Annotated in this window: 25 protein-coding genes and 1 tRNA gene; 3 read left to right on the top strand and 23 right to left on the bottom strand. The window is 40.8% G+C overall.

What is annotated here, in order from left to right; all coding sequences use genetic code 11:
- Window positions 1-6: 6 nt before the first annotated feature.
- From oppC to QM941_RS09170, 3 genes are all read right to left on the bottom strand, one after another.
- A complete protein-coding gene (oppC, locus tag QM941_RS09180; RefSeq protein WP_414340258.1) occupies window positions 7-933 on the bottom strand; it encodes an oligopeptide ABC transporter permease OppC in 927 nt (308 codons plus the stop codon).
- Window positions 933-2,429: an ABC transporter permease gene (locus tag QM941_RS09175; protein WP_414340256.1), complete on the bottom strand. Its 1,497-nt coding sequence runs from the start codon at window positions 2,427-2,429 to the stop codon at window positions 933-935. Before QM941_RS09175 ends, oppC begins: the two co-directional genes overlap by 1 nt.
- Before the next feature lie 65 nt (window positions 2,430-2,494).
- The gene (locus QM941_RS09170; RefSeq protein ID WP_414340255.1) at window positions 2,495-4,477 is read right to left on the bottom strand and encodes a peptide ABC transporter substrate-binding protein; all 1,983 of its coding nucleotides are present in this window, start codon (window positions 4,475-4,477) and stop codon (window positions 2,495-2,497) included.
- A 179-nt stretch (window positions 4,478-4,656) separates the two neighbouring features.
- Here QM941_RS09170 and QM941_RS09165 point away from each other — a divergent pair.
- Window positions 4,657-4,727 (top strand) — tRNA-Cys (locus QM941_RS09165).
- Window positions 4,728-4,812: 85 nt separating this feature from the next.
- Here the strand turns inward: QM941_RS09165 and QM941_RS09160 are convergent.
- From QM941_RS09160 to QM941_RS09110, 11 genes are all read right to left on the bottom strand, one after another.
- Entirely contained in the window at window positions 4,813-6,144 is a 1,332-nt protein-coding gene (locus tag QM941_RS09160; RefSeq protein ID WP_414340253.1) for a hemolysin family protein, read from the bottom strand.
- Window positions 6,145-6,259: 115 nt separating this feature from the next.
- The gene (locus tag QM941_RS09155; RefSeq protein ID WP_414340251.1) at window positions 6,260-7,084 is read right to left on the bottom strand and encodes a DNA/RNA non-specific endonuclease; all 825 of its coding nucleotides are present in this window, start codon (window positions 7,082-7,084) and stop codon (window positions 6,260-6,262) included.
- A gap of 42 nt (window positions 7,085-7,126) precedes the next feature.
- Complete coding sequence (locus tag QM941_RS09150) at window positions 7,127-7,321, bottom strand: DNA-directed RNA polymerase subunit beta (protein ID WP_414340250.1); 195 nt, start codon at window positions 7,319-7,321, stop codon at window positions 7,127-7,129.
- Entirely contained in the window at window positions 7,308-8,594 is a 1,287-nt protein-coding gene (murA, locus tag QM941_RS09145) for a UDP-N-acetylglucosamine 1-carboxyvinyltransferase (RefSeq protein ID WP_414340248.1), read from the bottom strand. Before murA ends, QM941_RS09150 begins: the two co-directional genes overlap by 14 nt.
- 23 nt (window positions 8,595-8,617) lie before the next feature.
- Window positions 8,618-8,848, bottom strand: a complete 231-nt coding sequence (locus QM941_RS09140) for a DUF1146 family protein (RefSeq protein WP_414340246.1) — start codon at window positions 8,846-8,848, stop codon at window positions 8,618-8,620.
- Between the two features lie 57 nt (window positions 8,849-8,905).
- The gene (locus QM941_RS09135; protein WP_414340244.1) at window positions 8,906-9,943 is read right to left on the bottom strand and encodes a SepM family pheromone-processing serine protease; all 1,038 of its coding nucleotides are present in this window, start codon (window positions 9,941-9,943) and stop codon (window positions 8,906-8,908) included.
- Window positions 9,927-10,415 (bottom strand): pantetheine-phosphate adenylyltransferase, encoded by a 489-nt coding sequence (coaD, locus tag QM941_RS09130; protein ID WP_414340243.1) that lies wholly within the window; start codon window positions 10,413-10,415, stop codon window positions 9,927-9,929. Before coaD ends, QM941_RS09135 begins: the two co-directional genes overlap by 17 nt.
- Complete coding sequence (rsmD, locus tag QM941_RS09125) at window positions 10,405-10,944, bottom strand: 16S rRNA (guanine(966)-N(2))-methyltransferase RsmD (RefSeq protein WP_414340241.1); 540 nt, start codon at window positions 10,942-10,944, stop codon at window positions 10,405-10,407. The genes coaD and rsmD overlap by 11 nt, the downstream gene beginning before the upstream one ends.
- 64 nt (window positions 10,945-11,008) lie before the next feature.
- The gene (asnA, locus tag QM941_RS09120) at window positions 11,009-12,001 is read right to left on the bottom strand and encodes an aspartate--ammonia ligase (RefSeq protein WP_414340239.1); all 993 of its coding nucleotides are present in this window, start codon (window positions 11,999-12,001) and stop codon (window positions 11,009-11,011) included.
- Between the two features lie 95 nt (window positions 12,002-12,096).
- Complete coding sequence (locus QM941_RS09115) at window positions 12,097-12,780, bottom strand: Bax inhibitor-1 family protein (protein ID WP_414340237.1); 684 nt, start codon at window positions 12,778-12,780, stop codon at window positions 12,097-12,099.
- Between the two features lie 52 nt (window positions 12,781-12,832).
- Window positions 12,833-13,573, bottom strand: coding sequence for a TrmH family RNA methyltransferase (locus QM941_RS09110; protein WP_414340236.1), 741 nt, complete (start codon window positions 13,571-13,573; stop codon window positions 12,833-12,835).
- A gap of 33 nt (window positions 13,574-13,606) precedes the next feature.
- On the opposite strand from QM941_RS09110, the gene QM941_RS09105 reads away from it, so the two are divergent.
- Window positions 13,607-13,885, top strand: coding sequence for an acylphosphatase (locus tag QM941_RS09105; RefSeq protein ID WP_414340235.1), 279 nt, complete (start codon window positions 13,607-13,609; stop codon window positions 13,883-13,885).
- Window positions 13,886-13,962: 77 nt separating this feature from the next.
- The gene (yidC, locus tag QM941_RS09100) at window positions 13,963-14,889 is read left to right on the top strand and encodes a membrane protein insertase YidC (RefSeq protein WP_414340234.1); all 927 of its coding nucleotides are present in this window, start codon (window positions 13,963-13,965) and stop codon (window positions 14,887-14,889) included.
- A 74-nt stretch (window positions 14,890-14,963) separates the two neighbouring features.
- Here yidC and pflA read toward each other — a convergent pair whose 3' ends face one another.
- From pflA to rsmA, 9 genes are all read right to left on the bottom strand, one after another.
- A complete protein-coding gene (pflA, locus tag QM941_RS09095) occupies window positions 14,964-15,758 on the bottom strand; it encodes a pyruvate formate-lyase-activating protein (RefSeq protein WP_414340233.1) in 795 nt (264 codons plus the stop codon).
- A gap of 129 nt (window positions 15,759-15,887) precedes the next feature.
- The gene (locus tag QM941_RS09090; protein ID WP_414340231.1) at window positions 15,888-17,144 is read right to left on the bottom strand and encodes a diaminopimelate decarboxylase; all 1,257 of its coding nucleotides are present in this window, start codon (window positions 17,142-17,144) and stop codon (window positions 15,888-15,890) included.
- A 72-nt stretch (window positions 17,145-17,216) separates the two neighbouring features.
- Window positions 17,217-18,041 carry a pur operon repressor gene (gene purR, locus QM941_RS09085; RefSeq protein WP_061863797.1) on the bottom strand — a complete coding sequence of 275 codons (825 nt, stop codon included), beginning with the start codon at window positions 18,039-18,041 and terminating at the stop codon, window positions 17,217-17,219.
- Between the two features lie 101 nt (window positions 18,042-18,142).
- Window positions 18,143-19,084: a 3'-5' exoribonuclease YhaM family protein gene (locus QM941_RS09080; protein ID WP_414340230.1), complete on the bottom strand. Its 942-nt coding sequence runs from the start codon at window positions 19,082-19,084 to the stop codon at window positions 18,143-18,145.
- Window positions 19,074-20,330, bottom strand: a complete 1,257-nt coding sequence (gene rmuC, locus QM941_RS09075; protein WP_414340228.1) for a DNA recombination protein RmuC — start codon at window positions 20,328-20,330, stop codon at window positions 19,074-19,076. Before rmuC ends, QM941_RS09080 begins: the two co-directional genes overlap by 11 nt.
- Before the next feature lies 1 nt (window position 20,331).
- Window positions 20,332-20,994, bottom strand: coding sequence for a thiamine diphosphokinase (locus QM941_RS09070; protein WP_223333800.1), 663 nt, complete (start codon window positions 20,992-20,994; stop codon window positions 20,332-20,334).
- Window positions 20,957-21,613: a ribulose-phosphate 3-epimerase gene (rpe, locus tag QM941_RS09065; protein ID WP_223333802.1), complete on the bottom strand. Its 657-nt coding sequence runs from the start codon at window positions 21,611-21,613 to the stop codon at window positions 20,957-20,959. Before rpe ends, QM941_RS09070 begins: the two co-directional genes overlap by 38 nt.
- Window positions 21,614-21,623: 10 nt before the next feature.
- The gene (gene rsgA / locus QM941_RS09060) at window positions 21,624-22,502 is read right to left on the bottom strand and encodes a ribosome small subunit-dependent GTPase A (RefSeq protein ID WP_414340281.1); all 879 of its coding nucleotides are present in this window, start codon (window positions 22,500-22,502) and stop codon (window positions 21,624-21,626) included.
- Window position 22,503: 1 nt separating this feature from the next.
- A complete protein-coding gene (gene rsmA / locus QM941_RS09055; RefSeq protein ID WP_414340226.1) occupies window positions 22,504-23,376 on the bottom strand; it encodes a 16S rRNA (adenine(1518)-N(6)/adenine(1519)-N(6))-dimethyltransferase RsmA in 873 nt (290 codons plus the stop codon).
- Between the last annotated feature and the right edge of the window lie 2 nt (window positions 23,377-23,378).

The raw sequence follows: 23,378 nt of genomic DNA, 5'->3' as shown, positions 1-23,378 counted from the left end.
CTACTCCTATCTATGTGTACGTGGATCACTAGCATCAGCTAGGTTTTGCCCAACAACGAAAAGTGACAAGGAAACCAAGACCAAAGTAGTCAATGGAATCCAGAATAGGTAAGCATTAGTTGTTACGTTCTGTGAATATTCTGAAATCAAACGACCCAAACTTGGAACTGTAATCGGTAATCCAAGGCCGAAGAATGATAGGAAGGCTTCATAAGAGATAAAGGATGGAAGCATTTGCGACGTACTTGTAACGATAACAGATACCAATTGAGGCATGATATTTTTTATAATAATTTTGTAGTCAGGTGTCCCCAAGGTACGTGAAGCAAGGTTATACTCCAAATCACGGTAACGCAACATTTGAATACGAATTGAGTGCGCAACGTTAATCCAAGTAGTTACACTCATGGCAAAGATCAAGTTCCAGAAACCTGCTCCGATAGAGTAAGTCAATACGATAACAATCAAGAGTGATGGAATGTTATTGATAACGTTGTAGACTTCCAACATGAAACGGTCAACAGACTTTGAAATCCCCCAGATTCCACCGATGATAACACCGATAAATAGGTTGACAAAGGTAGCAATCACCGAAATCAAAATTGAGTTACGAGCTCCAAACCAGACACTATCAAAGAGAGATTTACCATTACTGTCTGTACCGAACCAATATTCAGCATTTGGTTTAATGAAGCGGACACTAAAATCGTTTACCTTACTTACATCATTAAAGTCAAAATCAGAAAAGATTGGATAGATGAAACTCATTAAGACAATGGAAATCAAAATCCCAAGCATGATCACTGTTGATTTTTTCTTCAAAAATTGTCTAAAAACAGAACCCCAATATGAATAGGCAGGAGCATCAATTGCTTCAGAGGCAAAATCGTCGCGTTTTACAAACTGAAATTTTTCATTATTAATCGTAGACATTATTTGCCTCCTTTCTCTGTCAATTTAATACGTGGGTCAATTATCGTCATCCAAATATCACCAACTAGGTTTGAGAAGATTGAGATACAAGTGAAGATAAATACGAGACCAACAACCATGTTGTTATTTGATGCTTTTACTGAGTCGATCAACATTTTACCCATACCTGGATAAGCAAAGACTGTTTCAGTCAGAGTTGCTCCACTAATAACACCAATGATAGATCCTGGAATTCCTGAAACCAATGGTACCATCGCGTTCTTAAAGATGTGTTTGCTAGAAATTTCTTTCTCAGACAAACCTTTGGCACGGGCAAAACGAACAAAGTCTTGAGATTGCAAGTCAATCATGTAACGACGAATCCAAATTGCCATGGTAGGTGCTCCAAGCAAACCAAGAATGACTGCAGGAAGCACATATGAACGCCAGTCCCCAGCACCCAAAATAGGGAATGAATCAGGGAAGCCGATAGATGAACCAATCAAACGAATGATATAAACTAGGGCAATCGTCGGAAGGGCAAGCAAGAAAGTCAAAGTCCCGGTAGAAAAACTATCAATCCAGCTATTCTTATGACGAGCCATTGCTGAACCAAGTGGAATCGCAATAGAGTATGAGATAACAAGACCAATCAAACCGGAGATAGCAGAGCTGACAATCATTGAAGGATACTGATAATTGCTTTCAGTAGCAGTATAAGGGTCATTTGGGCCATAGTTAGCTACTTCACGAGAATCAGCTTGGCTTGGTGATTTGTAGGTTCTTGAATAAATGTTAACTGATGAAGTTTTCTTACCTGTTGGGAATTGAACCTCAGAAGTCTTGGTTTGTCCTTGACCTTGAGTGATAACTTGTAGAACCGGAGTATTAGCGTAAGTTGGGTAAGAGTCACCCAAGTTTAAGTTAACGAAGTTTTGATGAACAAATGGGAACTGACTATTGAAGTACAAGAGATACTTATGTTTTGTACCTGAACCAACGAGAGACCAGCCAATTGCTGGATCATTTTCAAAGCGCAAATAACGCTCTAAGTTAGGATTTTCTGGATCTTGAATCTTATTTGTATGGTCAATATCAAGCAAGTTTGCATAGAAATGGAAGACACGTTCAAAAATTGGAATTTCACGTGTCGCATAGAATTGACCACTTTCTGAAAACACACCCAAAGTCCAACCGTTACCTAGTTGTTGAATATATTTTTCATAGATAGCTTTATTTGTATCATTTGCATCTACTGTCACAGAAGAGTCAATGCTACTAGCTTTTTCTTGCAACTCTTTGGTATCGAAGTATTCGATGTAGCCCATACGCTCAAAAACGGTATTTTCATAATCGTCCCGTTTATCAGGAGTTGTTGCAATTTTATTGTAGTTAGTATCTTGTTTAAAAATCAATTTCCGTGGAACCATCGTATAGATGATCGTGTAGATCAAGGTCGTTACTAGAAAGATAGAGACTAGCGACCGCAAGATACGCATAAAAACATATTTTTTCATATTATTTCCTTTAAAATCCCAAAAGAACCTTCTCCTTGTGGAGAGAAAGTTCTAATGAGCATTATTTATTTCACATGACTCGCTAATTCTTTTTGAGCTTTTTCATTTGCTTCAGCTTTTTCTTTAAGCCATTTTTCACGAGCTTCTTTGTACTGGCTAGCAGTTACAGTGTCAGATTGCAACTGAAGATACTTGAAGTAAACATCTGATCCCTTATCTCCAGATTGAGTGTAAGACGCTGAGAATGGTACTACACGAGAGATAATTGGTGCTGCACCACTTGAAGACATTGCTGGAAGGAAGAGTGAGCTATCTGTCAACCAAGCTTGAGCCGCCGCATATTTTTCATAACGAGCTGCAAGGTTGCTAGTTTCCTTACCTGCTTCATCAACCAACTTGTCATATTCTTTCAAACCAACTTGAGCAACTACTGGGCTAGATGGATTGTCATATCCCATGTAAGATTTAGTTGTTTCGCTGTTAGTTGTTTTTAGGATATCAAGGTAAGTTGAAGGGTCTTCGAAGTCAGGGTTCCATCCAACAGCACCTGAAAGGTCCCAATCTTCTGCTGCTGCACTAGCTGCGTAGTATGTAATATTGTGCAATTCATCAGTTGTCATTTGTTGAATATCGATGACAACATTTTCTGTTCCTAGCACAGTTTCAACAGATTGTTTGAATGACTGGATACGTGCAATAAAGTTTTTAGATGTTTGGTCTACTGGAATATCTAGATGGATAGGGAATTTCACTCCTTCAGCTTCCAAAGCAGCTTTTGCTTTAGCAAATTCTGCCTTAGCCTTGTCAGCATTGAAGAGACCATCTTGGCCATCTGCAAAGTTTACGTCTTTCCACTCATCACCATAAGAAACAACTTTTTCAGTTACCATATCACCAAATGATTTACCATTCGCTGAAACAAACTCTGGTTTCACAAACAAGTTACGAACGGCAAGTGCTGCTCCATCTTTACCATTAACTTGAGCTGAGTAAGATGTACGGTCAAAAGCAAAGTTCAAAGCTTGACGGAAGTCTTTGTTAAGAAGAGCTTTCTTAGTAGATGTTTTTTCTTCGTCAGTTGTCTTAGAAGTGTATTTGTATTCTTGACGGTCGATATTGACACCCAAGCCACCGATACCAGCTCCTTGTGGAGTGTAGTAGATATTGTCTTTGTATGTTTCTGCTACTTTAGAGAAGTTTGAGCTTGTTGGGAAGAGACGTGCATAGCTATAAGCTCCGCTTGTAAAGTTACGCTCAAGTGACTCTTGGTCTGAACCATCATAGTAAGCAAGCGTCACAGTGTCCAAATGAACATTGTCTTTATCCCAATATTTTTCGTTTTTAACGAATTCAATAGAAGACTTAGCAGTCAAACCTCTTAGCAAGAATGGACCATTATAAAGCAATGAAGTTGGGTCAGTTGCTTTACCGAAGTCAGATCCTTTTGATTTTTCAAATTCTTCGTTCAAAGGATAGAAGATTGAGTAAACCAATTTAGTATTCCAGAATGGCTCAGGCTGATTCAAAGTATACTCAAGAGTATAGTCGTCCACAGCTTTGACACCAACTGCAGAAAAGTCTTTGTTATTGCCAGCTAAATAATCACCAAGTCCCTTAACAGAATCTTGAGCTAGATAAAGTGCTGCAGATTTATTATCAGCTGCGTGTTTCAAACCGTTTACGAAGTCTTTTGCAGTTACTTCTGCATATTCTTCACCATCAGATGTAAACCATTTAACACCTTTACGAATCTTGTATGTATATGTCAAGCCATCTTTAGATACTGACCAATCTTCTGCAACTGCAGGTGCAAGGTTTCCGTATTTGTCATTTGTAAATAGACCATCGATACCATTTGAAGTAGCGACTTTTGTACTTTGTTTACCTGAGATAAGATAATCCAAAGTCTCTGGATCAGCAGTATATGTATAACCATAAGCTTTTGGAGCTTCTGAATTAGATGATTTCTGAGAACCACCACATGCTGCAAGAACACCAGTCGCAAGTAAAGCAACGCCAGCTAGGGCAAAAATCCGACCTTTTTTCATATTATCTAACTCCTTTGATAAAAATTATATGATACTGTTCATTATAACACAGTTTCTATAAAAAGTAAACGAATTTTCAGAATATTTTGTCTCAATTTTTTTGAAAGTTATAAAAGTTATTTTTCAGAAAAGAAACTATTGACGGAAATAAGTTTTCAAGGTATAATATTAAAAGTTAAGGCGGTATAGCCAAGTGGTAAGGCACGGCTCTGCAAAAGCTTGATCGTCGGTTCAAATCCGTCTACCGCCTCTATGATACAAGAGACTCTTTCAAGAGTCTTTTTCTTTTTTAACAATTAGGAAAGCTTTACTAGATTCCCAGTAAAGCTTTTTTCTTATTCTGTTTCTTCTTCTGCTTCAATCTCTTGGATTAGAACCTTGAGTTTGGTAACACGACCATTTTTAACCTTATCGTTAGTCAAAATAATGTGTTTATTTGCACTTTCCACTTCATAACTAAGTTTTTCTGTTGTCGGAATGGTTCCGATACCAGTTAGATAGTAACCAGCTATGGTGTCTACATTGTCACTTTCAAGCTCGACATCAAAATAATCATTGAAATCGTTCAAATTCATTGTCCCTTGAACAATATGAGTGTCCTCGCCGATAGTATGGACATAGACTTCAGCACGGTCAGTTTCATCATCAATCTCACCAACAATCTCTTCAAGGAGATCCTCAAGTGTTACCAAACCAGCCATTCCTCCGTATTCATCAAGAAGAATAGCCATCTGTCTTTGTGAATTTCTTAGTTCTTTTAACAAATCGTCCACAAAAATGGTTTCAGGCACAAAGAGTGGATCTTGTAAGATTCGCTTCCAGACGATATTATCGAACCCACTGACAAAGGCTTCTTTAAGGAGACTCTTTGTATGAATCAAACCAATGACATTGTCCTTATCGCCGTCATAAACAGGAATTCGAGAAAAGTTTTGTTTTAAGATACTTTCGATAATGGTCTGAGTGTCATCTTGGATATCTACCATGAAAGCATCTGTTCGAGGAACCATGACTTCACGCGCCATAAGCTCATCTAGTGAGAAAATCCCCTGCAACATCTCGATTTCATCAGCATCCAAAGTTTCTTCGCTTTTAGTCAGCATGTACTCAATCTCATCACGAGTCATTTTTTCGTCTGCATCGTCAAATGTCATCGGCGTCAAACGGCTCAAAAGATTGGTTGATGCAGATAGCAACCAAACAAAGGGACTCACAATCTTACCGATAGCAATAATAAATGGTACAGTTCGGATTGCCAAGGCATCCTTAAGATTTAGAGCAATGCGTTTAGGATAAAGTTCACCAAAAACAATAGAAATGTATGTCAAGAAAGCTAATGATAGGAAAGAAGCTGCTGCTTGTGCTGTCTCGCCACTTCCAATCCAAGAGCCAATCACTTGTCCAAGTGTATCTGCTAATTTAGCCCCTGACAAGATAGTTATCAAAGTAATCCCAACCTGAATAGTTGATAAAAAGTGGTTAGGGTTTTCAAGTACCTTTAGCAAACGGATGTAGCGTTTATCTCCCTCTTCTGCCTTCTGCTCAACACGTGAACGACTAAGTGAAACCATAGCCATCTCTGTCGCAGAGAAAAAAGCGTTAAAAAGGGTCAATACAACTAATAGTACAAATTGCAGTAACAAATCCTGACTGCTCGGGTCTTCCATTTTCCTTCTCCTAAATAGTATAATTGAGTCTATTATACCATATTTTTCGTTTTCTACACATTTTTTGCGATTTCAACAGTTAATCCCCTATCTGAACAGATAAGGGAATATCAGTTCATTTAGTTACCGTAACTTCACCTGTACGATAATCTAGTTGGATTCCTTTCTGAACATTAGGAACGACAACATTAAACTCTAGCTCTCCATCCGATGATTTGGCTTCAATTTGAGATGCAGAAGGGACCAAGTCTTGGTCTGTTGCATAGAGTAAAGTTACACGATAACGAACCCGTTTATTCTGATCCAAGGCTTTACGGACCAAACTCTCATAGTAGTTTTGACCCGTAGAATCCTCTGCACGTGCCTGATTGGCCCAGGCTGTCTGAACAGCAATATTTTTAGGATTACTTGTTGAGGCATCAAAACCATCAAGTCCACCAATCAAGGCATAGCCTAATAAATGACCTCTATCTACAGCATGATTATAGCTCCCTTTTAAATTTTTAACCTGATGCCATCCCGCTGGTGTCCAAGAAGTAGATCCATTCCCAGTTTCTTCACGGTCTTTATACTGTCTAGTCGCTTTTGACATAAGGGCATTAGCGACAGTTGGAACCATCTCCTCACCTACAGTTTTTGTTTTATTATCCGCGTAGGGCTTGCTCGAAACTTTAGCGTCTAGATTGGTTTTGTTGTCATTCACTACAAAAGCCCCTGCTCCATTCCATTCAAGAGAGCCTTTAATTTGTTTTCTTACAGACTCTGTCAGAACACTCTCAGCTAATTCTTGACTTGGTGCATCAGATGACTGGGATTTCTGTTTTGTTGACGTTTGAGGCGTAGTGTTGGAAGACTGCATTTGATTGATGTAGTAACTTCCTGCAGACAAGAGTAGAAAGACTAAGAGACCAACTAGAGCCTGTCTTGTTTTTTTATCCATATTTTCTCCTTGATTTCTCTAGAAAAAGGCTGGTTCCCCAGCCTATTTTCCTGTAAATTTTGATATAAGTTCCTGCCACTTGGCTGGTGCCAAAATAGCCCATGGGTCTTGACCTTTGCCCAAGATACCATAGCCCAGCATTAAACCGATAGCCAGAGCTAGAGCACCCAACAAAAGTACAACGATTACCAATAGAAATCGACGCAATACATATTTTGCTTCTTTATTCATCTTCATCAGCTTCCACACTTACCCGTTCAATCTTAGCTCCTAACTGAGCCAATTTTTCATGGAAACGATAGTATCCTCTGTCCAAATGAACTAGCTTGCCAACTACAGTTTCTCCTTCTGCTACTAAGCCCGTTAAAATCAAGGCTGCACTAGCACGTAGGTCTGTCGATAAGACTTCTGCCCCCTGAAGATCTTGCCCTCCTTGAATGCGAGCAGTATCACGAATAATTTCTGAGTGCAAGCCCATACGACGCATCTCTTCTAAATGCTGGAAGCGGTTCTCAAAGACAGTCTCCACCATGACGGACTCTCCTTTGGCCACTGTCATCAAGGCTGTGAACTGAGCCTGCATATCCGTCGGAAAGCCAGGATGAGGCAAGGTCTTAACATGAACAGCCTTTAGCTTTTCACGTTGAGAACGGATCCGAATCCCTTCATCCTCATCAATGACTTCAACACCCATTTCTAGTAGTTTTGCTATCAAGGGACGGTTGTGTTCCCAGATAGCGTCCTGGATTAAGACATCCCCACCAGTCATGGCAGCTGCCACCATAAAGGTACCTGCTTCGATACGGTCTTGAACGACATTATGAGTCGCACCAACAAGTTTTTCAACACCTGTGATGGTAATGGTTTCAGTCCCTGCACCCTTGACCTTAGCTCCCATCTTGTTTAAGAGAACAGCTAAGTCTACAATCTCGGGTTCACGCGCAGCATTTTCCATAACCGTTACGCCGTCTGCCAAAGTTGCCGCCATCATCAAGTTCTGGGTAGCTCCAACACTTGGAAAATCCATGTAAATATGAGCCCCTCGTAGACGATCTGCCTTGGCTTCAATGTAACCCGCTGTCTGAGTGATTTTAGCCCCCATCGCCTCCAAACCTTTCAGGTGAAGATCGATAGGGCGACTCCCAATGGTACAACCACCTGGCATGGATACCTTAGCATGCCCAACACGAGCTAGGATTGGTCCCAAGACCACAATAGAAGCACGCATTTTGCTCACATATTTATAAGGCGCTTCCTCTGTAATGTCTCCAGAAGCATCGACTTTAACTATGTGGGCATCTTGATCAAAGGTTACTTGAGCCTTGAGACCACGAACGACCTGATTCATCGTAAAAACATCTGATAAGATGGGAACATTTTTTAAAATTGTTTTTCCTTCACTTGCCAAAACAGTTGCAGCAAGCAAGGGGAGAACTGCATTCTTTGCACCCTCGATAGCAACACTTCCTACTAGGCGATTATCGCCACCTTGGACTATAATTTTTTCCATAGAATTTTCCTTTACTGTCAATTTTAGAAGAAGTTTCTAACCGCATCTTGCCACAATTGGTAGAGATTTAGGAAGAAGGAACTCACAAGAAAACCCAATCCTATACTACACAATGCCACTAAGAGGCGAACTTTCCCTGCATTGTCATTGGTCACCTTCAAAATCTGATCCCACTTGACCAAATCTTTCAAGAGATGAAAGACTAGGTAGATAAACAATATATGACTACTAAGGGTAAATAATAATTGAATCATCGGCCTATTATACCATCTTATCTTTTCCTATGCTAGTTTAGGGACTAGGCAGCTGCTTTAAGGATTGTTCTTCAAGTAGTCAATCGCATCTTGGAGCGTTTTTACTGGAACAATCTTCATATCTGTCTTGATCATTTCAGCCGCCTCTAGAGCTGTTTCATAATTGCTTTTAGCATTTGGATTAGCTTTTTTTGCTTCCTCAGTAACTGGGTTGTTAGGAGCAAAGAAAACTGTAGCACCTTTTTTTGATGCAGCAACAACTTTTTTATCAATTCCACCAATATCGCCGATATTCCCATCCCTGTCGATACTTCCTGTACCCGCAATATCACGACCGTTACGAAGAGTTGGTTCAGCAATTTGTGTATAGATTGACAAACTAAACATGAGACCTGCACTCGGACCACCAATACCAGCTGTTGAGAAACGAATAGGGACATCACTGGTTACTTCCGTGCGGTCAATCAAGCCGATACCAATCCCGTTTTTCCCATTTTCAAGAGTCACGATACTTCCTTCAGCATTTTTGATTTGCCCGTCTTCTTCATAGGTAACTTTGACCTTATCCCCAAGATTCTGAGAATTGACGTAGTCAATCATTTCTTTGGAACTTTCAAAAGTCTTATCGTTAACAGCCGTCACCGTATCAGCAATATTAAGAATCCCCTTAAAAGTAGAATTATCTGTCACAGTTAAAACATAAACACCTAGATAGTTAAGTTCGATGTCCTTGCCAGCTGTTTTCAATCCCTGATATTTAGCCATGTTTTGTGAGGTTTGCATATAGAACTGATTAATGCGCATAAATTCAGCATCTGAAGACCCACCTGTCATTTCTTTGGCACTATGGATATCTGTAAAAGGTGTTAGCCAAGCATAAATCAAATGAGCCAATCGAGCATGCTTAACACCGACTGTCACAAACTGGTAGGAGCCTTCCTCTTGATCAGGCTGATCATTTACCTGCAAGACCTTACGGATATCTTCTGAAGTCCCCGGAACCTCGATATAATAAGGTAGGGGTACTGTAAAAGCAACAAAAATTACCACAAGGCTGATAATCAGGTATATGGGCCATCTAGTTTTTTTCTTCATTCTTTAACTCCTTCAAAACCGAACTTGGGACATAGGCTCTGATGTCTTGACCAAATTTCAATAACTCTCGCACTGCCGAAGAACTGACAAAGACATGCTCTAATCGACTATGAAGATAAATGGTATCAATCTCTGTCGCCAAGCGATGATTGTAATAGTCAAAACTTGCTTCATACTGAAGATCTGCTGCATTTCGCAACCCTCGTACCAAAACTTTGACTCCTAGTTTCTTGGCAAGATCAACAACTAATTCATCATGAGAAGCCACCACTTCCACATTCTTCAAATGTTGAACGGCCGTTTCAACGGCTTTTCTTCGACTTTCTATCGGCAAAAAACCTGCCTTGTGAGGATTATAAAAAATTCCCACATATAACTTATCAAAGAGCTTGCTCGCACGCTCAATCAGGTCCAAATGCCCATTCGTAATTGGGTCAAAGGAACCTGTAAATAGTCCAATCTTATCTGACATAGACCGTCACCTTACTAATTCCATATATTTTTTCTTTCCAAATGCCCAGACAGGAAATTTCCTCTGGAAGTTCTACGGTTTTATCCGTCTCACAGACCACCATCACATCCTCTGAAAAGAGATTTTTCTGTGCCATCTTTTCAATATTTGCCACAATCTGTTCTTTAGCATAAGGTGGGTCCAAAAAAACAAGATCGAAAACACCCTCTAGTTGGTCCAAAGCCCGTTCTGCTTCCATTTTCAATAACTGAAATTTAGCACTTTCTTTGGTCATCTGGATGTTTTCTGCAACGATACTCTGAGCTCTTCTGTCTTTCTCAACTAGAACAGCACTGGACATGCCTCTAGAGACAGCCTCGATGGACAAGCCCCCGCTTCCTGCATATAGGTCCAAGACACGTCCCCCATCAAAGTAGGGGCCAATCATGTTGAAAATTGCTCCCCTCACCTTGTCTGAAGTCGGTCTGGTTGTTTTACCGTCTAGCGTCTTGAGGGGACGCCCTCCGTAGATTCCTGATACGATTTTCATACCGTATATTATACCAAATTCTAAGCAAAAAGAGAAAGAAAATCGAACCTTGCGGTTCGATTGCTTACAAGATATTTTCGTAAGTATCTCTCACTTCTTGAGGCCAAACGCTGGTTTGAACCTCTCCGATATGTTTTTTACGAAGCAAGAACATGGCCATACGAGACTGACCAATACCCCCACCGATTGTCAATGGGAATAGACCATGGAGGAGAGCCTTGTGCCATTCGAGCTCCAAACGGTCCTCGTCCCCGGTAATAGCTACCTGACGACGGAGTGTGTCCTCATCTACACGAATCCCCATAGAAGACAACTCAAAGGCCGCTCCAAGATTTTCGTTCCAAACAAGGATGTCTCCATTCAAGCCCTTGTAGCCATTTTCAGATGGAGTTGTCCAGTCATCATAGTCAGGCGCTCGACCATCGTGAGGTTTGCCATCTGATAATTCTCCACCGATACCGATTAAAAAGACTGCTCCAAACTCTTTACAGATAGCATTTTCTCGCTCTTTTGGAGTCAAATCTGGATAACGTTCTACTAACTCCTCTGTATGGATAAAGGTGATTTGCTTAGGCAAGATAGACTCAATATCATAGCGAGCTTCTACAGCTAGCTCTGTCAAACGAATAGCCTTATAAATCTTCTCTACAGTCTCCTTAAGGTAAGCAAGATTACGTTGCCCGTTTGGAATGACTTTCTCCCAGTCCCATTGGTCAACATAAACCGAGTGAGTCGCATCTAGCGAATCCTCATCTGGGCGAAGGGCCTTCATATGAACAAAGAGACCCTCACCTTCGCCAAAACCAAAACGAGCCAAGGTATGACGTTTCCATTTGGCAAGTGAATGAACTACCTCATAAGTTTCATTAGGAATCTGCAAAACCTTAACTGAAACTGGATTTTCAATACCTGAAAGATTGTCCTGCATCCCATCACCAACCTTACTCAAGATTGGGCCTTGTACTTCAACCACTTCCAATTTATCTTTCAAATACTGGGTGAAGGTGTTTTTTACAAATGAAATTTCCTCTTGTTGGAGGATAAAACTTTTCTTCATACATCTCTCCTTTTGAATAATAAGATGATTATACCCTTTTGACAGTTAAATTGAAAGCAAAAAATAAAAAAGAGCTCATTTGAGCTCTAAAAGTATTAATCATCACTTCCGAAGATACGTAAGAAGCTAAGGAAGACGTTGATAAAGTCGAGGTAGAGACTAAGTGCCAATGAAATAGCCCATCCTGTAGCTACCTGGCCATCTGACTCTTCATAGACATAACGAATTTTTTGGTTGTCCCAAGCAATCAAACCTGCGAAAACAAGAACCATGATGATACTGATTATATAGTCAAACAGGGCACTATTTAAAAAGATATTGACAAACATGGCAATAATGAGACCAATCAAGGCCGCGATTAATGCTCTTCCCAAACTACTCAAATCCTTTTTAATCACTACTCCAACAATTGCCATAACAAAGAATAGGGCAGCGCTAGAAATAAAAGCCGTTAGAACCGTTCCTGGTAGATAGAGCGATACGATGAAACTTAGTGAAAAACCGTTCACTACTGAATAAATGAGAAACATTGGAAGTGCTGCTGGACTATTTTTATAAGCCATATTACTAGCTACAATAACCAGACCAATTTCGACAACCCCTGTGATAATCAACCAGAGACGGGCGTTAAACATAAGTTGAACGAGAACATCTTGAAACACGGTTAACATCAAGGCTGATACAAGGGCTGACAAGGCAATCCCAATCCCAACAAAAGCATAAACTTTTGCGTAAAATTGATTCAAGCCTGAACGTTCTTGAATAATTGTTTGATTCATATTTTTTCTCCTTATAGAATCTTTTTATTGATTATAACAAAAATAAAATAATTTAACTCAAATAAAACATCAATATTCCTGCAGCTATGGACACATTAAGACTTTCTGCCTGCCCCTTCATATTGATGTGAACGAGCTGGTCAGCTTGGTCTGCCATAGCTTGGCTAATGCCCTTACCCTCATTTCCCATAACTAGGACAAAATCCTCTAATCGATCAAGCTCTCGATAATCCTTAGAATCTTTAGAAAGAGTCGTTGCGAGAATCGACAAGCCACTCTTTTGAGCTTGTTCTAGAAAATTTTCAACCGGCATCCGATAAATAGGTAGATGGAAATGACTACCCTGCATGGAACGAAGGGTTTTAAGACTATAGATATCTGCTGATTGAGTCGATACGAGCACCCCAGAAAATCCAGCAGCATCTGCCGTCCGAATCATGGTGCCCACGTTTCCTGGATCTTGCACGTCTTCAAGGAAAAGGTATTTCCCCTGATTAAAGTCTGGAAGTCTCTCCTCTTCTTTTTGGATAACAGCGACAATCCCCTGAGGGGTTTGCGAATCTGCTAAATCCAGCAAGATTTCTTCTGTTACCAGTATCGTTTGAGGATAATTTTCTAGTTTTTCAGCATGTTCTGCCAAGGCAAAGATTTTTTCAATCTTCGCTCCAGCTTGCACAGCTTCTTCAAACAAGTGCCAACCCTCAATCAAGTAAGAGGTTTTACGGTATTTTTTTTGGTGTAATTTCTTGGTATTTTTCACCACAGAATTGGCTTTAGAGGTTATAATAGTCATAGAAATATTATAACACAATCAAGGAGGTTTAGTATGCAAAAGGTCAAAATGATTGCACAGGGTCGCGTTCAAGGCGTTGGTTTCCGCTGGGGTGTTTATAGCCTAGCCCTAGAAATAGGTGGCATTACCGGTCGAGTCTGGAATAACGATGATGGAACTGTTGAAATCCTTGCCCAGGCGGAGTCTTCAGCTATTATAGCCAAGTTTATCCAAGAAATCAGAAAAGGCCCTACACCTTTCTCTAAAGTAACCTACCTAGATGTGCAAATGAGTAACTTCCCATCCTATTCGGATTTCAAAGTCGCAAATTAGGTCTCTAGAACTATTGTATATTTTTTAAAAAAACAGTAGAATAGAAAGGTATCATTTATAGAGAAGGAATAAAAACAGTGAAATCAATAAAACGTTTCGCCCTCTCAGCTATGGGAGTGGCTATGCTATTAGTCTTGACAGGTTGCGTTCAGATTGATAAAGCAACCGGAGAGCCTACAGGATTGATTTGGAATACAATCGGAGCACCTATGGCGGAAGCCATCAAGTACTTCGCTAACGACCAGGGGCTTGGTTTTGGTCTCGGAATCATCATCGTGACCATTATTGTCCGTTTGATTATTTTACCACTTGGTATCTATCAATCTTGGAAAGCAACGCTTCATTCTGAAAAGATGAACGCCCTCAAACATGTCCTTGAACCACACCAAACTCGACTTAAGGAAGCAGAAACTCAGGAAGAAAAACTCGAAGCCCAACAAGCTCTCTTTGCAGCTCAAAAAGAGCATGGCATCAGCATGTTTGGTGGAATCGGATGTTTCCCACTCCTCCTTCAAATGCCTTTCTTCTCAGCTATCTACTTCGCTGCTCAACATACAGAAGGTGTTGCGGAAGCAAACTTCTTGGGAATCCAACTAGGTTCTCCAAGCTGGATCTTGGTCATCTTCGCTGGTGTTCTCTACTATCTCCAATCACTTCTTTCTCTTCATGGGGTTGAAGACGAAACTCAAAGGGAACAAATCAAGAAGATGATTTACATGAGTCCGATGATGATCGTCATGTTCTCAATCTTCTCACCAGCCAGTGTAACTCTTTACTGGGTTGTCGGTGGTTTCATGATGATTCTTCAACAATTCATTATCAACTACATTGTTCGTCCAAAACTTCGTAAAAAAGTCCGTGAAGAATACGCTAAAAACCCACCTAAGGCTAGCACTAGTTCAGCTAGTCGAAAGGACGTGACTCCTGAGTCAACAACTGCTATCACAACTTCTAACAAGAAGAAAAACAAAAAACGCAATTCTGGAAAACAACATTCTAGATAAAAAATAAAAAGCTTAGCATTCTAGCTAAGCTTTTTTAATATCACAAAAGCCCGATGTTCCCATCAGGCTTCTTTTTATCCATGTACACGTTTCATGTAGTCTTGATAGCTTTCTGTATCCATCAATTCCTTAGCATTCTTCACACGTTCTGCTGTTGGAGGTTTAACTCCTTCAAGAGAATACGGAATGCCAAGCTCGCGCCATTTGAACTCTCCCATGGTGTGGTAAGGTAAGATTTCAAACTTATCAACATTTTTAAGAGTTTTTACGAACTTACCAAGTTCAATCAAATCTTCATCACGGTCTGTCAATCCAGGAACTAGCACGTGACGAATCCAAACAGGCTTGCCAATATCTGATAGATACTGAGCACAAGCTAAGATGTTTTTATTGGTCTGACTGGTTACGATTTTATGTTGCTCCTCATTGATTTCCTTGATGTCAAGAAGAACCAAATCTGTCACATCCATAAGCTTATTGAATTTTTCAAGATACCGTGGTTTATTACGGAATGGAAGAGCACAGGTATCAAGGGTACAGTGTATACCTTTTTCTTTTGCCTTTGTAAAGAGGGCAATCAAAAAATCAATTTGAAGTAGAGCTTCTCCACCGCTAACTGTAATACCACCCTTTTTGCCCCAGAAGCCACGATAACGAAGAGCTTCTTCTAAAACATCGTTCACTGTTCGTTCACGAGATTTATTAGTTTCCATAGCCCATGTATCTGGGTTATGACAGTACTGGCAACGCATTTGACAGCCCTGAAGAAACACAATAAAACGAATACCCGGTCCATCAACAGAACCAAAACTCTCTGTTGAGTGTACCATCCCTGTCACTTGTCCATAATCAATTGTTTCTTCACTCATGTCGTTCCCTTTCTTGAAATCGTTTTATAGCTTTATTATATCACGACTAAAAGGAAAAACAAGAATTTTTGTTTACTTTTTAGAAAACAAGCTATTTTTTTCTTTCAACTTTCACGATTTTCAAAAACTCTATTCATCCTTGTCAAAATCAAAGCCATATAAGGTTGCAAAATAATCCTCTGGGCGCTCTGCTCTACGGATTAGTCGTGCAGCTCCGTCCTCTGTGTAGAGGATTTCAGCTGAGCGTAGTTTAGCATTGTACTGGTACCCCATAGAGAAACCATGCGCACCTGTATCATGAATGACTAACAAATCACCAATTTCTGTTTGAGATAGTTCACGATTAACCGCAAACTTGTCGTTATTTTCACAGAGTGAACCAACAACATCAACTATTTCAGTCTGACCATCAGGATTCATCATATTGGTGATGTGATGGTAAGCACCATACATAGCCGGTCTCATTAGATTGACAGCTGATGCATCTACTCCAAGATAAGTCCGATAAGTCTTCTTTTTATGGGTTACTTTTGTAACCAAAACACCATGAGGTGCCAACATAAAGCGTCCTAGTTCTGTAAAAATCTTAACTTGACCAAGGCCTGCTGGTGTGAGGACTTCCTCATAAACCTGACGGACTCCCTCACCAATTACAGCGATATCATTTGGCTCCTGGTCTGGACGATAGTTGACCCCGATCCCTCCAGAAAGATTGATAAAATCAAGAGAAATTCCTAATTTTTCTTTGATTTCTACAGCTAATTCAAAAAGCTGGCGTGCTAATTCTGGATAGTAGAGGTGGGTCACAGTATTAGAAGCTAGGAAGGAATGAATCCCAAAAGTTTTTGCTCCCTTTTCTTTCAGAATAGTAAAAGCTTCAAATAGCTGATCCTTAGTCATCCCGAACTTTGCTTCACCAGGATGATCCATAATATCCGTTCCTAATTCAAATACTCCACCAGGATTGTAACGGCAGGAGATAATATGAGGAATCCCTGCTGCACGCTCCAGATGTTCAATATCTTCAAAGGCATCCAAATTGATTGTGGCACCCAATTCTTTAGCATAAGCATACTCTTGGTCAGGAGTATTATTTGACGAGAACATGATGTCAGAGCCTGCAAATCCAAGTTTATGGCTCATCAAGAGCTCTACATAACTAGAGCAATCAACTCCACATCCTTCTTCTTGCAAAATCTTCAAGATAGCTGGAGTTGGGGTCGCTTTTACAGCGAAGTATTCTTTAAAACCTTTATTCCATGAAAAGGCTTTGTTTACTGCGCGTGCTTTCTCGCGAATACCCTTCTCATCATAGAGGTGAAAAGGAGTTGGAAACTCTTCAACAATCTTTTCTAAGTCTTCACGTTTAATAAATGGCGTCTTCATAGGGCTCCTTCATATTCATTATCAAAGAAAGGCTGGGACGAAAGTTCCAACCTTTAAGTATCTTATTATCTCTTATTTTTCTGTGTCAAAGATATTTCCAACTTCAACTTCAATTTGTTGATTCTTCACATCAATATTAGTAACTTTTAAGAGTGATTTATAGTCAAACTGCTGTTCACGATCTTCCTGAGCATTGTCAGCAAAAACAGCTACACCAGCCAACTCTGAATCAAACTCAGTTAAAAGGCTAATCATCCCGTTAATGGTTCCTCCACCCTTCAAGAAGTCATCGACGATTAAAACACGACTTCCCGCTTTGAGGCTACGTTTTGAAAGGAACATTTTTTCAATACGGTCGCTAGAACCTGAAACGTAGTTGACACTTACGGTCGAACCTTCTGTGATTTTCAAGTCTCGACGAACAATGACAAAAGGTACATTGAGGACATTTGCAACTGCATTTGCAAGCGGAACCCCTTTGGTTGCCACAGTCATAACTGCATCAATCTTTTGATCCATGAAGCTCTTAGCAATAATGCGACCAATATTTTTTAAAATGGACGGTGTGCTGAGCAGATCCGATAGATAAATGTAGCCACCTGGAAGGATACGGTCGCTTTCTGAGAGTTTTTCACGTAACTCATTAATAATATCTTTAGAATCTTGGGTAGAAATAGATGGTGTAAAAATAACTCCTCCACCTGCACCTGTCACTGTTTGGATATGACCAATTTCAATCTCTTCAAAAGCGCGTTTGATGATGACGATATCTTCTGAAATAGAAGATTTAGCTGATTCATACTTTTCTGCAAAAGTATTGAGGCTAGTTAATTTATAGGGATTGTTGATCAAATAATTAGAAATCACAACCATCCGGTCACTTCTTCTTAATTTCATTACGTATTCACCGTTCTTTTTATTTAGTCTTTTTCTCATTATAACATAATACAGTAAAAAAACGAACTTTATTATCAAAATAAAGTTCATTTTTTTAGTTTCTAGTCTAATTTTGGTTTGTAGAAGGAACGATTGTCCATAGCAAAGACCTTATTGGTCATTTCTCCCTCATCAACAAGGGCGAGAGCCGTTGACATCATCATCATACTTGCGTCCAGATTGTCAATCATGTGAATAATCTCTGCCTCCATAATGCGTGGACGGACTGGGCTTCCGTACTCAAGGAGACCATGGTGACTGAGAATGACATGACGAAGGAGAACAACCTCTTCTTTGGTATCATCGATTCCAAGCTCTGAGACTGTCTTTGTAATTTCACTGTCAATCAAAGCAATGTGCCCTAAAAGATTTCCTCTCACTGTATACTCAGTCTGATCAGGGCCTGTTAACTCAATGACTTTAGCTAAATCATGGAGCATGATTCCTGCATAGAGTAAACTTTTATTGAGCTGAGGATAAACGTCTCCGATTGCATCAGCCAAGCGTACCATGGTTGCTGTATGGTAGGCCAAGCCGGTTTCAAAGGCATGGTGATTAGTTTTAGCGGCTGGGTATGAATAAAACTGCTTATCATACTTGGTGTAGAGGCTTCGAACAATCCGTTGCCAGATAGGATTTTCAATTTTGAAAACCATCTGTGACATATACTCACGAATCTCTTTGGCATCAACTGGAGATTTAACCTTAAAATCAGCTGGATCATTGGGTTCCCCAGGCTGAGGCAGACGAAGGGTAATTTGATTTACCTGAGGGGTGTTATTGTAAACCTCTCGGCGACCTTGCATGTGAACAACCTTACCTGCAGTAAAGGCTGCAACGTTATGCGGTTGAGCATCCCATAACTTGCCTTCAATTTCCCCACTATCATCCTGGAAGGTAAAAGCAAGGTAGTTTTTTCCTGCACGAGTTTGCCTTAAATCAGCTGATTTAATCAGGTAAAAACCTTCAAAGTACTCGTCTTTCTTCATGTTACTAATCTTCATATTCTTCCTCATCTTCTTGGAACTGGAATAGGTCAAGCGCAGGCTCATCTTCTGACAATTCAATATGTCGGAGCGTTCGCTCGATAGCTGTGGTGCGACGGTTTAATAGATCATCAATATTGCCAGAGGCATGTTGCAGATGTTTTTGTGCTTTAACTAAGATTCCACCAAATTTTCCAAACTCAGTCTTGACACTAGCAAGGGTTTTACTAATATGATCAGCACTCTTTTGAATGTTTAAAGTCTTGAAGCCAACTGAAAGTGAATTTAAAAGTGCTGACAAGGTACTTGGTCCTGCAACGATAATCTGCTCCTCGCGTCTCAAATCATCAAAGAAAATCGGATTACGAACGATTTCTGAATAGAGTCCTTCTGTTGGAACAAACAAGACACCAAAATTGGTCGTTCTTGGCGGTGCCAGATACTTACTCTTAATATCTTTAGCAAAACGTTTAACACTTGCTAGGAGAGATTTACGACAACGCTCAATCTCATCCTTATCACCTGCTTCATAGGCTTCTTCAAGGCGGTAATAATCTGCCAGTGGAAACTTAGAGTCAATCGGTAGATAGACATATTCCTGATCGCCTTGCCCAGGCAACTTGATGGCATATTCCACACGTTCACTAGAGTTTTCAACAGTTGCAAATTCTCGCTCATACTGGGCAGGTGTCATGATATCTTCGATAATCTGCCCCAGTTGTAATTCTCCTAGAATTCCTCGAGATTTTGTACCAGATAAGACCTTATTAAGGGCTCCGACATCACGGGCAACCGTCTGCATTTCTCCAAGGCCGCGATTGACAGATTCCAATTGCTTGGAAACTGTCTCGAAAGACGCTTGCAAGCGTGTCTGCAAAGTCTTTTCTAACTTTTCCTCAACCGTTTGGCGCATCTGTTCCAAGCGTTGCTCATTTGATTCCTGCAAGGCCTGAAGGCGTTGGTCAGTCTTATCTCTTGTTTGGAGAAGATTCTCATTCATCTCCTGTCGAACCTGGGTCAGACCTTGGTGCAACTCAATTCGCACCTCCTGCAAACGGTCACTGACAGCCACTTCAAGATTTTTTTGGTCTAGCTGGCTTGCTTGTCGCACTTGTTCAAATCGATAATCCAGCTGATCTGAAAGGTTATCTGCTTGGTCTTCTAAACTTTTGGTCAAATATTTTTCCTGCTTGTCCTGCCTCTGCCAAATGAGAAAGAGGCCGGCTAGGTTAGCAATTAGTAACAGTAGTAATATAATCTCCATCCTATCTCCTGTCCTTGCTATGCAGTACAACCACATAGCCGTCTGGGCAAGTCACCGAAACTTCCCTATCTATATATTCGTTAGAAGCATAAACTTTCTTAAAGAAAAAATTCTCCTCTGTCAGTTCATACTTGGCACCAAGAATAGTCAACTGACTATCCCTCACAGGCATAAAAGCTAGATAATTATAGTCCGAACGTGGTTCTAGCTGGCTGATCCCTTCTGGGCAATAGCTAATCAAATTTTGCCCATCCTCAATCTCTATTTGGCGCATATAGGGTGTCAATTTGGGATTGCTGGGTAGAAAGACATTGGCCAGCATATGATCGATGCGACCACCTAGGGCACCAAAAATGGTCACCTGAGCCTGAGGATTTTTTTCAAAAATCGTTAACAGTGCTAGTTCCAGATCGGTATCATCCTTCTCTGGCTGAGCTTGGACAAAGTGCTGGGCACGTTCTTGAATCAACTGACCTTCTTCTACAGTCACAGAATCAAAATCCCCAACTGCAAGAGCAAGAGGAAGTTTTTCCTCCAATACCCAGAGTGAGCCTCGATCCACACCGACAAAACAGTCAAAATCTGTCCGGTAGTGACCGCGGTCTCCCCCTGCAAAAACTGCAGCTTTAGTCCAGTTGATTTCTGAGAGCTTGCACTCGTTCATTGACATCTCCCTTAAAGATATAAGATCCCGCTACAAAAACTGTAGCGCCAGCTTCTTTGGCTTGAGCAATAGTCTGGTCATCAATCCCACCATCCACTTCGATTTCAAAATTCAAACCTTTTTCCTCACGAAGGGCAACTAACTCACGAACCTTGTCCATGGTTTCAGGCAGAAAAGCTTGCCCACCAAATCCAGGATTAACCGTCATGACCAAAACTTGATCAACTAGGTGAAGCACATGTTTAATCGCCTCAACAGGCGTACCTGGGTTAATGACAACCGAAGGTTTAACACCGAGAGAACGAATCTTTTGAAGAGCGCCATGGATATGAGGCGTTGCTTCTACATGAATACTGATGATATCTGCTCCTGCACGCGCAAAATCTTCTAGATGGTGTTCAGGATTAGAGACCATCAAATGACAGTCAAAGACCATCTTACTATGAGGACGAAGACTTTCGACCACACCTGCGCCAAAGCTGATTTGAGGTACAAAGTGACCATCCATGATATCGATATGGGCATATTCTGCCCCAGTTGCTTCTAGGCGTTTGATTTCACGTTCAAAGTTGGCATAATCTGCTGCCAGAATTGACGGAGCAATCTTGTATTGAGACATCGGTTTCTCCTTATTTTGGAATTTTTTTGCTGACTTTTTTATATGTTTCTCTGCGATTTTCAATCTCACTGAGGAATTGCAGATAGTTGTCGAAACGGAAGTTTGCAATGATACCCTCTTCTACTGCTGGCTTAACCGCACAGGAAGGCTCATGAGTATGAGTACAAGTACGGAACTTACAGTCGCGACTGACACTAGCAATCTCTGGAAAGGCCTGATTAAGGTCCTCTGCTGTTGACACTTCATAATCCAGAGATGAAAATCCTGGCGTGTCTGCTATTTTCCCACCATTGAGATTGTAAAAACTAACAGCTCGAGTGGTATGACGACCACGACCCAGACTATCTGAGATTTCTCCCGTCTCTAGATTGAGGTCAGGGGCGATTTTATTGAGGAGGGTTGACTTCCCAACACCTGTCTGCCCCATAAAGACTGTCACCTTGTTTGATAATAGTGGCAAGAGCTCTTCCTTATTAGTCACAAAGTCATAGCCGATGGTACGATAGGTCTGCTCGTAAAAATCCAGTTCTCCTCGATCTGACATGAGGTCCATTTTAGAAATATAGACGATAGGATGGATGCCCTTATGCTCTAAAAGAACTAGGAACCGATCCAATAAGTTGCTATTAAAGTCAGGTTCTTTAACGGACATAATGACAACGGCCTGGTCAATATTGACAATGGGCGGACGAACCAGACTATTTTTTCGTTCATGAATTTCCAAAATATAGCCTTCTGAATTTTCCTCGGCAGAAAAATCTACCCAATCTCCAACATAGGGTGTGTGGCCTTTTTTACGGAAATTCCCACGCGCGCGTGTTTGATAAACCTGGCCATCACTCTCCACATAGTAGAAACCCGCCAAAGCTTTAATGATTTGTCCTTGCATCTTATAGTCCTTGTCCTTTAAGCGCATCTGCTAGACTGGCAAATTCTGCCAAGCTGAGAGCTTCACCACGTACAGATGGTGACAAGCCTGCTTGGTCCAAAGCCTTGGTCAATTTATCCTTGACTTCTTCAGACTTCCCAAAGTAACCTGTCAAGTTGTTCCACAAGGTCTTACGACGATGAGTAAAACTAGCCTTGGAAAGTTTAAAGAAGAAGTTCTCATCTTCAACCGACACAGCTGGTTCTGGACGGCGCACCATTTTCAGGATAGCTGAGTCCACGTTGGGCGCTGGCACAAATACTGTACGAGGCACGATAAAGGCAACCTTGGCCGTCATATAATACTGAACTGCAATTGACAAACTACCGTAAGCCTTGGTATTTGGCTTAGCAGAGATACGATCTGCCACCTCTTTTTGCATCATGACCACAAATTCACTAAAAGGAATGCCACTTTCAATCAAGTGCATGAGAATAGGAGTTGTGATATAGTAAGGCAAGTTTGCCACTACCTTAATTGGTAAGTCAGGATTTTTAAATTTCTGGATATGTTGCGCTAGGTCAACTTTTAGAATGTCCTCGTTGACTACGGTCACATTGTCAAAATCACGCAGGGTATCTGCTAGGATTGGCACCAAACGGTGATCAATCTCAAAGGCCATGACTTCAGCTGCACGCTCAGCTAAAAATTCCGTCAAGGCACCAATCCCTGGCCCGATTTCGATAACATTGACCTGGTCATCAACTTCAGCCGTATCCACAATCTTTTGAAGGATATTGGTATCGGTCAAGAAATTTTGCCCGAAGGATTTTTTAAAGGTAAAACCGTGACGCTCTAGCACTGCCTTGGTCACGCTATAATCTGCAATTCTCATTT

The organism is Streptococcus timonensis, from assembly GCF_047460355.1.
Lineage (GTDB): Bacteria > Bacillota > Bacilli > Lactobacillales > Streptococcaceae > Streptococcus > Streptococcus timonensis_A.
This window is presented reverse-complemented; position numbering and strand designations above follow the sequence as displayed.

Excerpts from the sequence above, each read along its gene's own strand:
- oppC (WP_414340258.1), bottom strand. The coding sequence starts at position 933 with ATGTCTACGATTAATAATGAAAAATTTCAGTTTGTAAAACGCGACGAT.
- QM941_RS09105 (WP_414340235.1), top strand. The coding sequence starts at position 13,607 with ATGCAAAAGGTCAAAATGATTGCACAGGGTCGCGTTCAAGGCGTTGGT.
- QM941_RS09155 (WP_414340251.1), bottom strand. The coding sequence starts at position 7,084 with ATGGATAAAAAAACAAGACAGGCTCTAGTTGGTCTCTTAGTCTTTCTA.
- QM941_RS09140 (WP_414340246.1), bottom strand. The coding sequence starts at position 8,848 with ATGATTCAATTATTATTTACCCTTAGTAGTCATATATTGTTTATCTAC.
- rpe (WP_223333802.1), bottom strand. The coding sequence starts at position 21,613 with ATGTCTCAATACAAGATTGCTCCGTCAATTCTGGCAGCAGATTATGCC.
- QM941_RS09175 (WP_414340256.1), bottom strand. The coding sequence starts at position 2,429 with ATGAAAAAATATGTTTTTATGCGTATCTTGCGGTCGCTAGTCTCTATC.
- QM941_RS09110 (WP_414340236.1), bottom strand. The coding sequence starts at position 13,573 with ATGACTATTATAACCTCTAAAGCCAATTCTGTGGTGAAAAATACCAAG.
- QM941_RS09070 (WP_223333800.1), bottom strand. The coding sequence starts at position 20,994 with ATGAACGAGTGCAAGCTCTCAGAAATCAACTGGACTAAAGCTGCAGTT.
- murA (WP_414340248.1), bottom strand. The coding sequence starts at position 8,594 with ATGGAAAAAATTATAGTCCAAGGTGGCGATAATCGCCTAGTAGGAAGT.
- purR (WP_061863797.1), bottom strand. The coding sequence starts at position 18,041 with ATGAAATTAAGAAGAAGTGACCGGATGGTTGTGATTTCTAATTATTTG.
- QM941_RS09150 (WP_414340250.1), bottom strand. The coding sequence starts at position 7,321 with ATGAAGATGAATAAAGAAGCAAAATATGTATTGCGTCGATTTCTATTG.
- rmuC (WP_414340228.1), bottom strand. The coding sequence starts at position 20,330 with ATGGAGATTATATTACTACTGTTACTAATTGCTAACCTAGCCGGCCTC.
- rsmD (WP_414340241.1), bottom strand. The coding sequence starts at position 10,944 with ATGAAAATCGTATCAGGAATCTACGGAGGGCGTCCCCTCAAGACGCTA.
- QM941_RS09115 (WP_414340237.1), bottom strand. The coding sequence starts at position 12,780 with ATGAATCAAACAATTATTCAAGAACGTTCAGGCTTGAATCAATTTTAC.
- QM941_RS09170 (WP_414340255.1), bottom strand. The coding sequence starts at position 4,477 with ATGAAAAAAGGTCGGATTTTTGCCCTAGCTGGCGTTGCTTTACTTGCG.
- QM941_RS09080 (WP_414340230.1), bottom strand. The coding sequence starts at position 19,084 with ATGAAGATTAGTAACATGAAGAAAGACGAGTACTTTGAAGGTTTTTAC.
- pflA (WP_414340233.1), bottom strand. The coding sequence starts at position 15,758 with ATGAGTGAAGAAACAATTGATTATGGACAAGTGACAGGGATGGTACAC.
- QM941_RS09160 (WP_414340253.1), bottom strand. The coding sequence starts at position 6,144 with ATGGAAGACCCGAGCAGTCAGGATTTGTTACTGCAATTTGTACTATTA.
- asnA (WP_414340239.1), bottom strand. The coding sequence starts at position 12,001 with ATGAAGAAAAGTTTTATCCTCCAACAAGAGGAAATTTCATTTGTAAAA.
- rsmA (WP_414340226.1), bottom strand. The coding sequence starts at position 23,376 with ATGAGAATTGCAGATTATAGCGTGACCAAGGCAGTGCTAGAGCGTCAC.
- coaD (WP_414340243.1), bottom strand. The coding sequence starts at position 10,415 with ATGTCAGATAAGATTGGACTATTTACAGGTTCCTTTGACCCAATTACG.
- rsgA (WP_414340281.1), bottom strand. The coding sequence starts at position 22,502 with ATGCAAGGACAAATCATTAAAGCTTTGGCGGGTTTCTACTATGTGGAG.
- QM941_RS09090 (WP_414340231.1), bottom strand. The coding sequence starts at position 17,144 with ATGAAGACGCCATTTATTAAACGTGAAGACTTAGAAAAGATTGTTGAA.
- QM941_RS09135 (WP_414340244.1), bottom strand. The coding sequence starts at position 9,943 with ATGAAGAAAAAAACTAGATGGCCCATATACCTGATTATCAGCCTTGTG.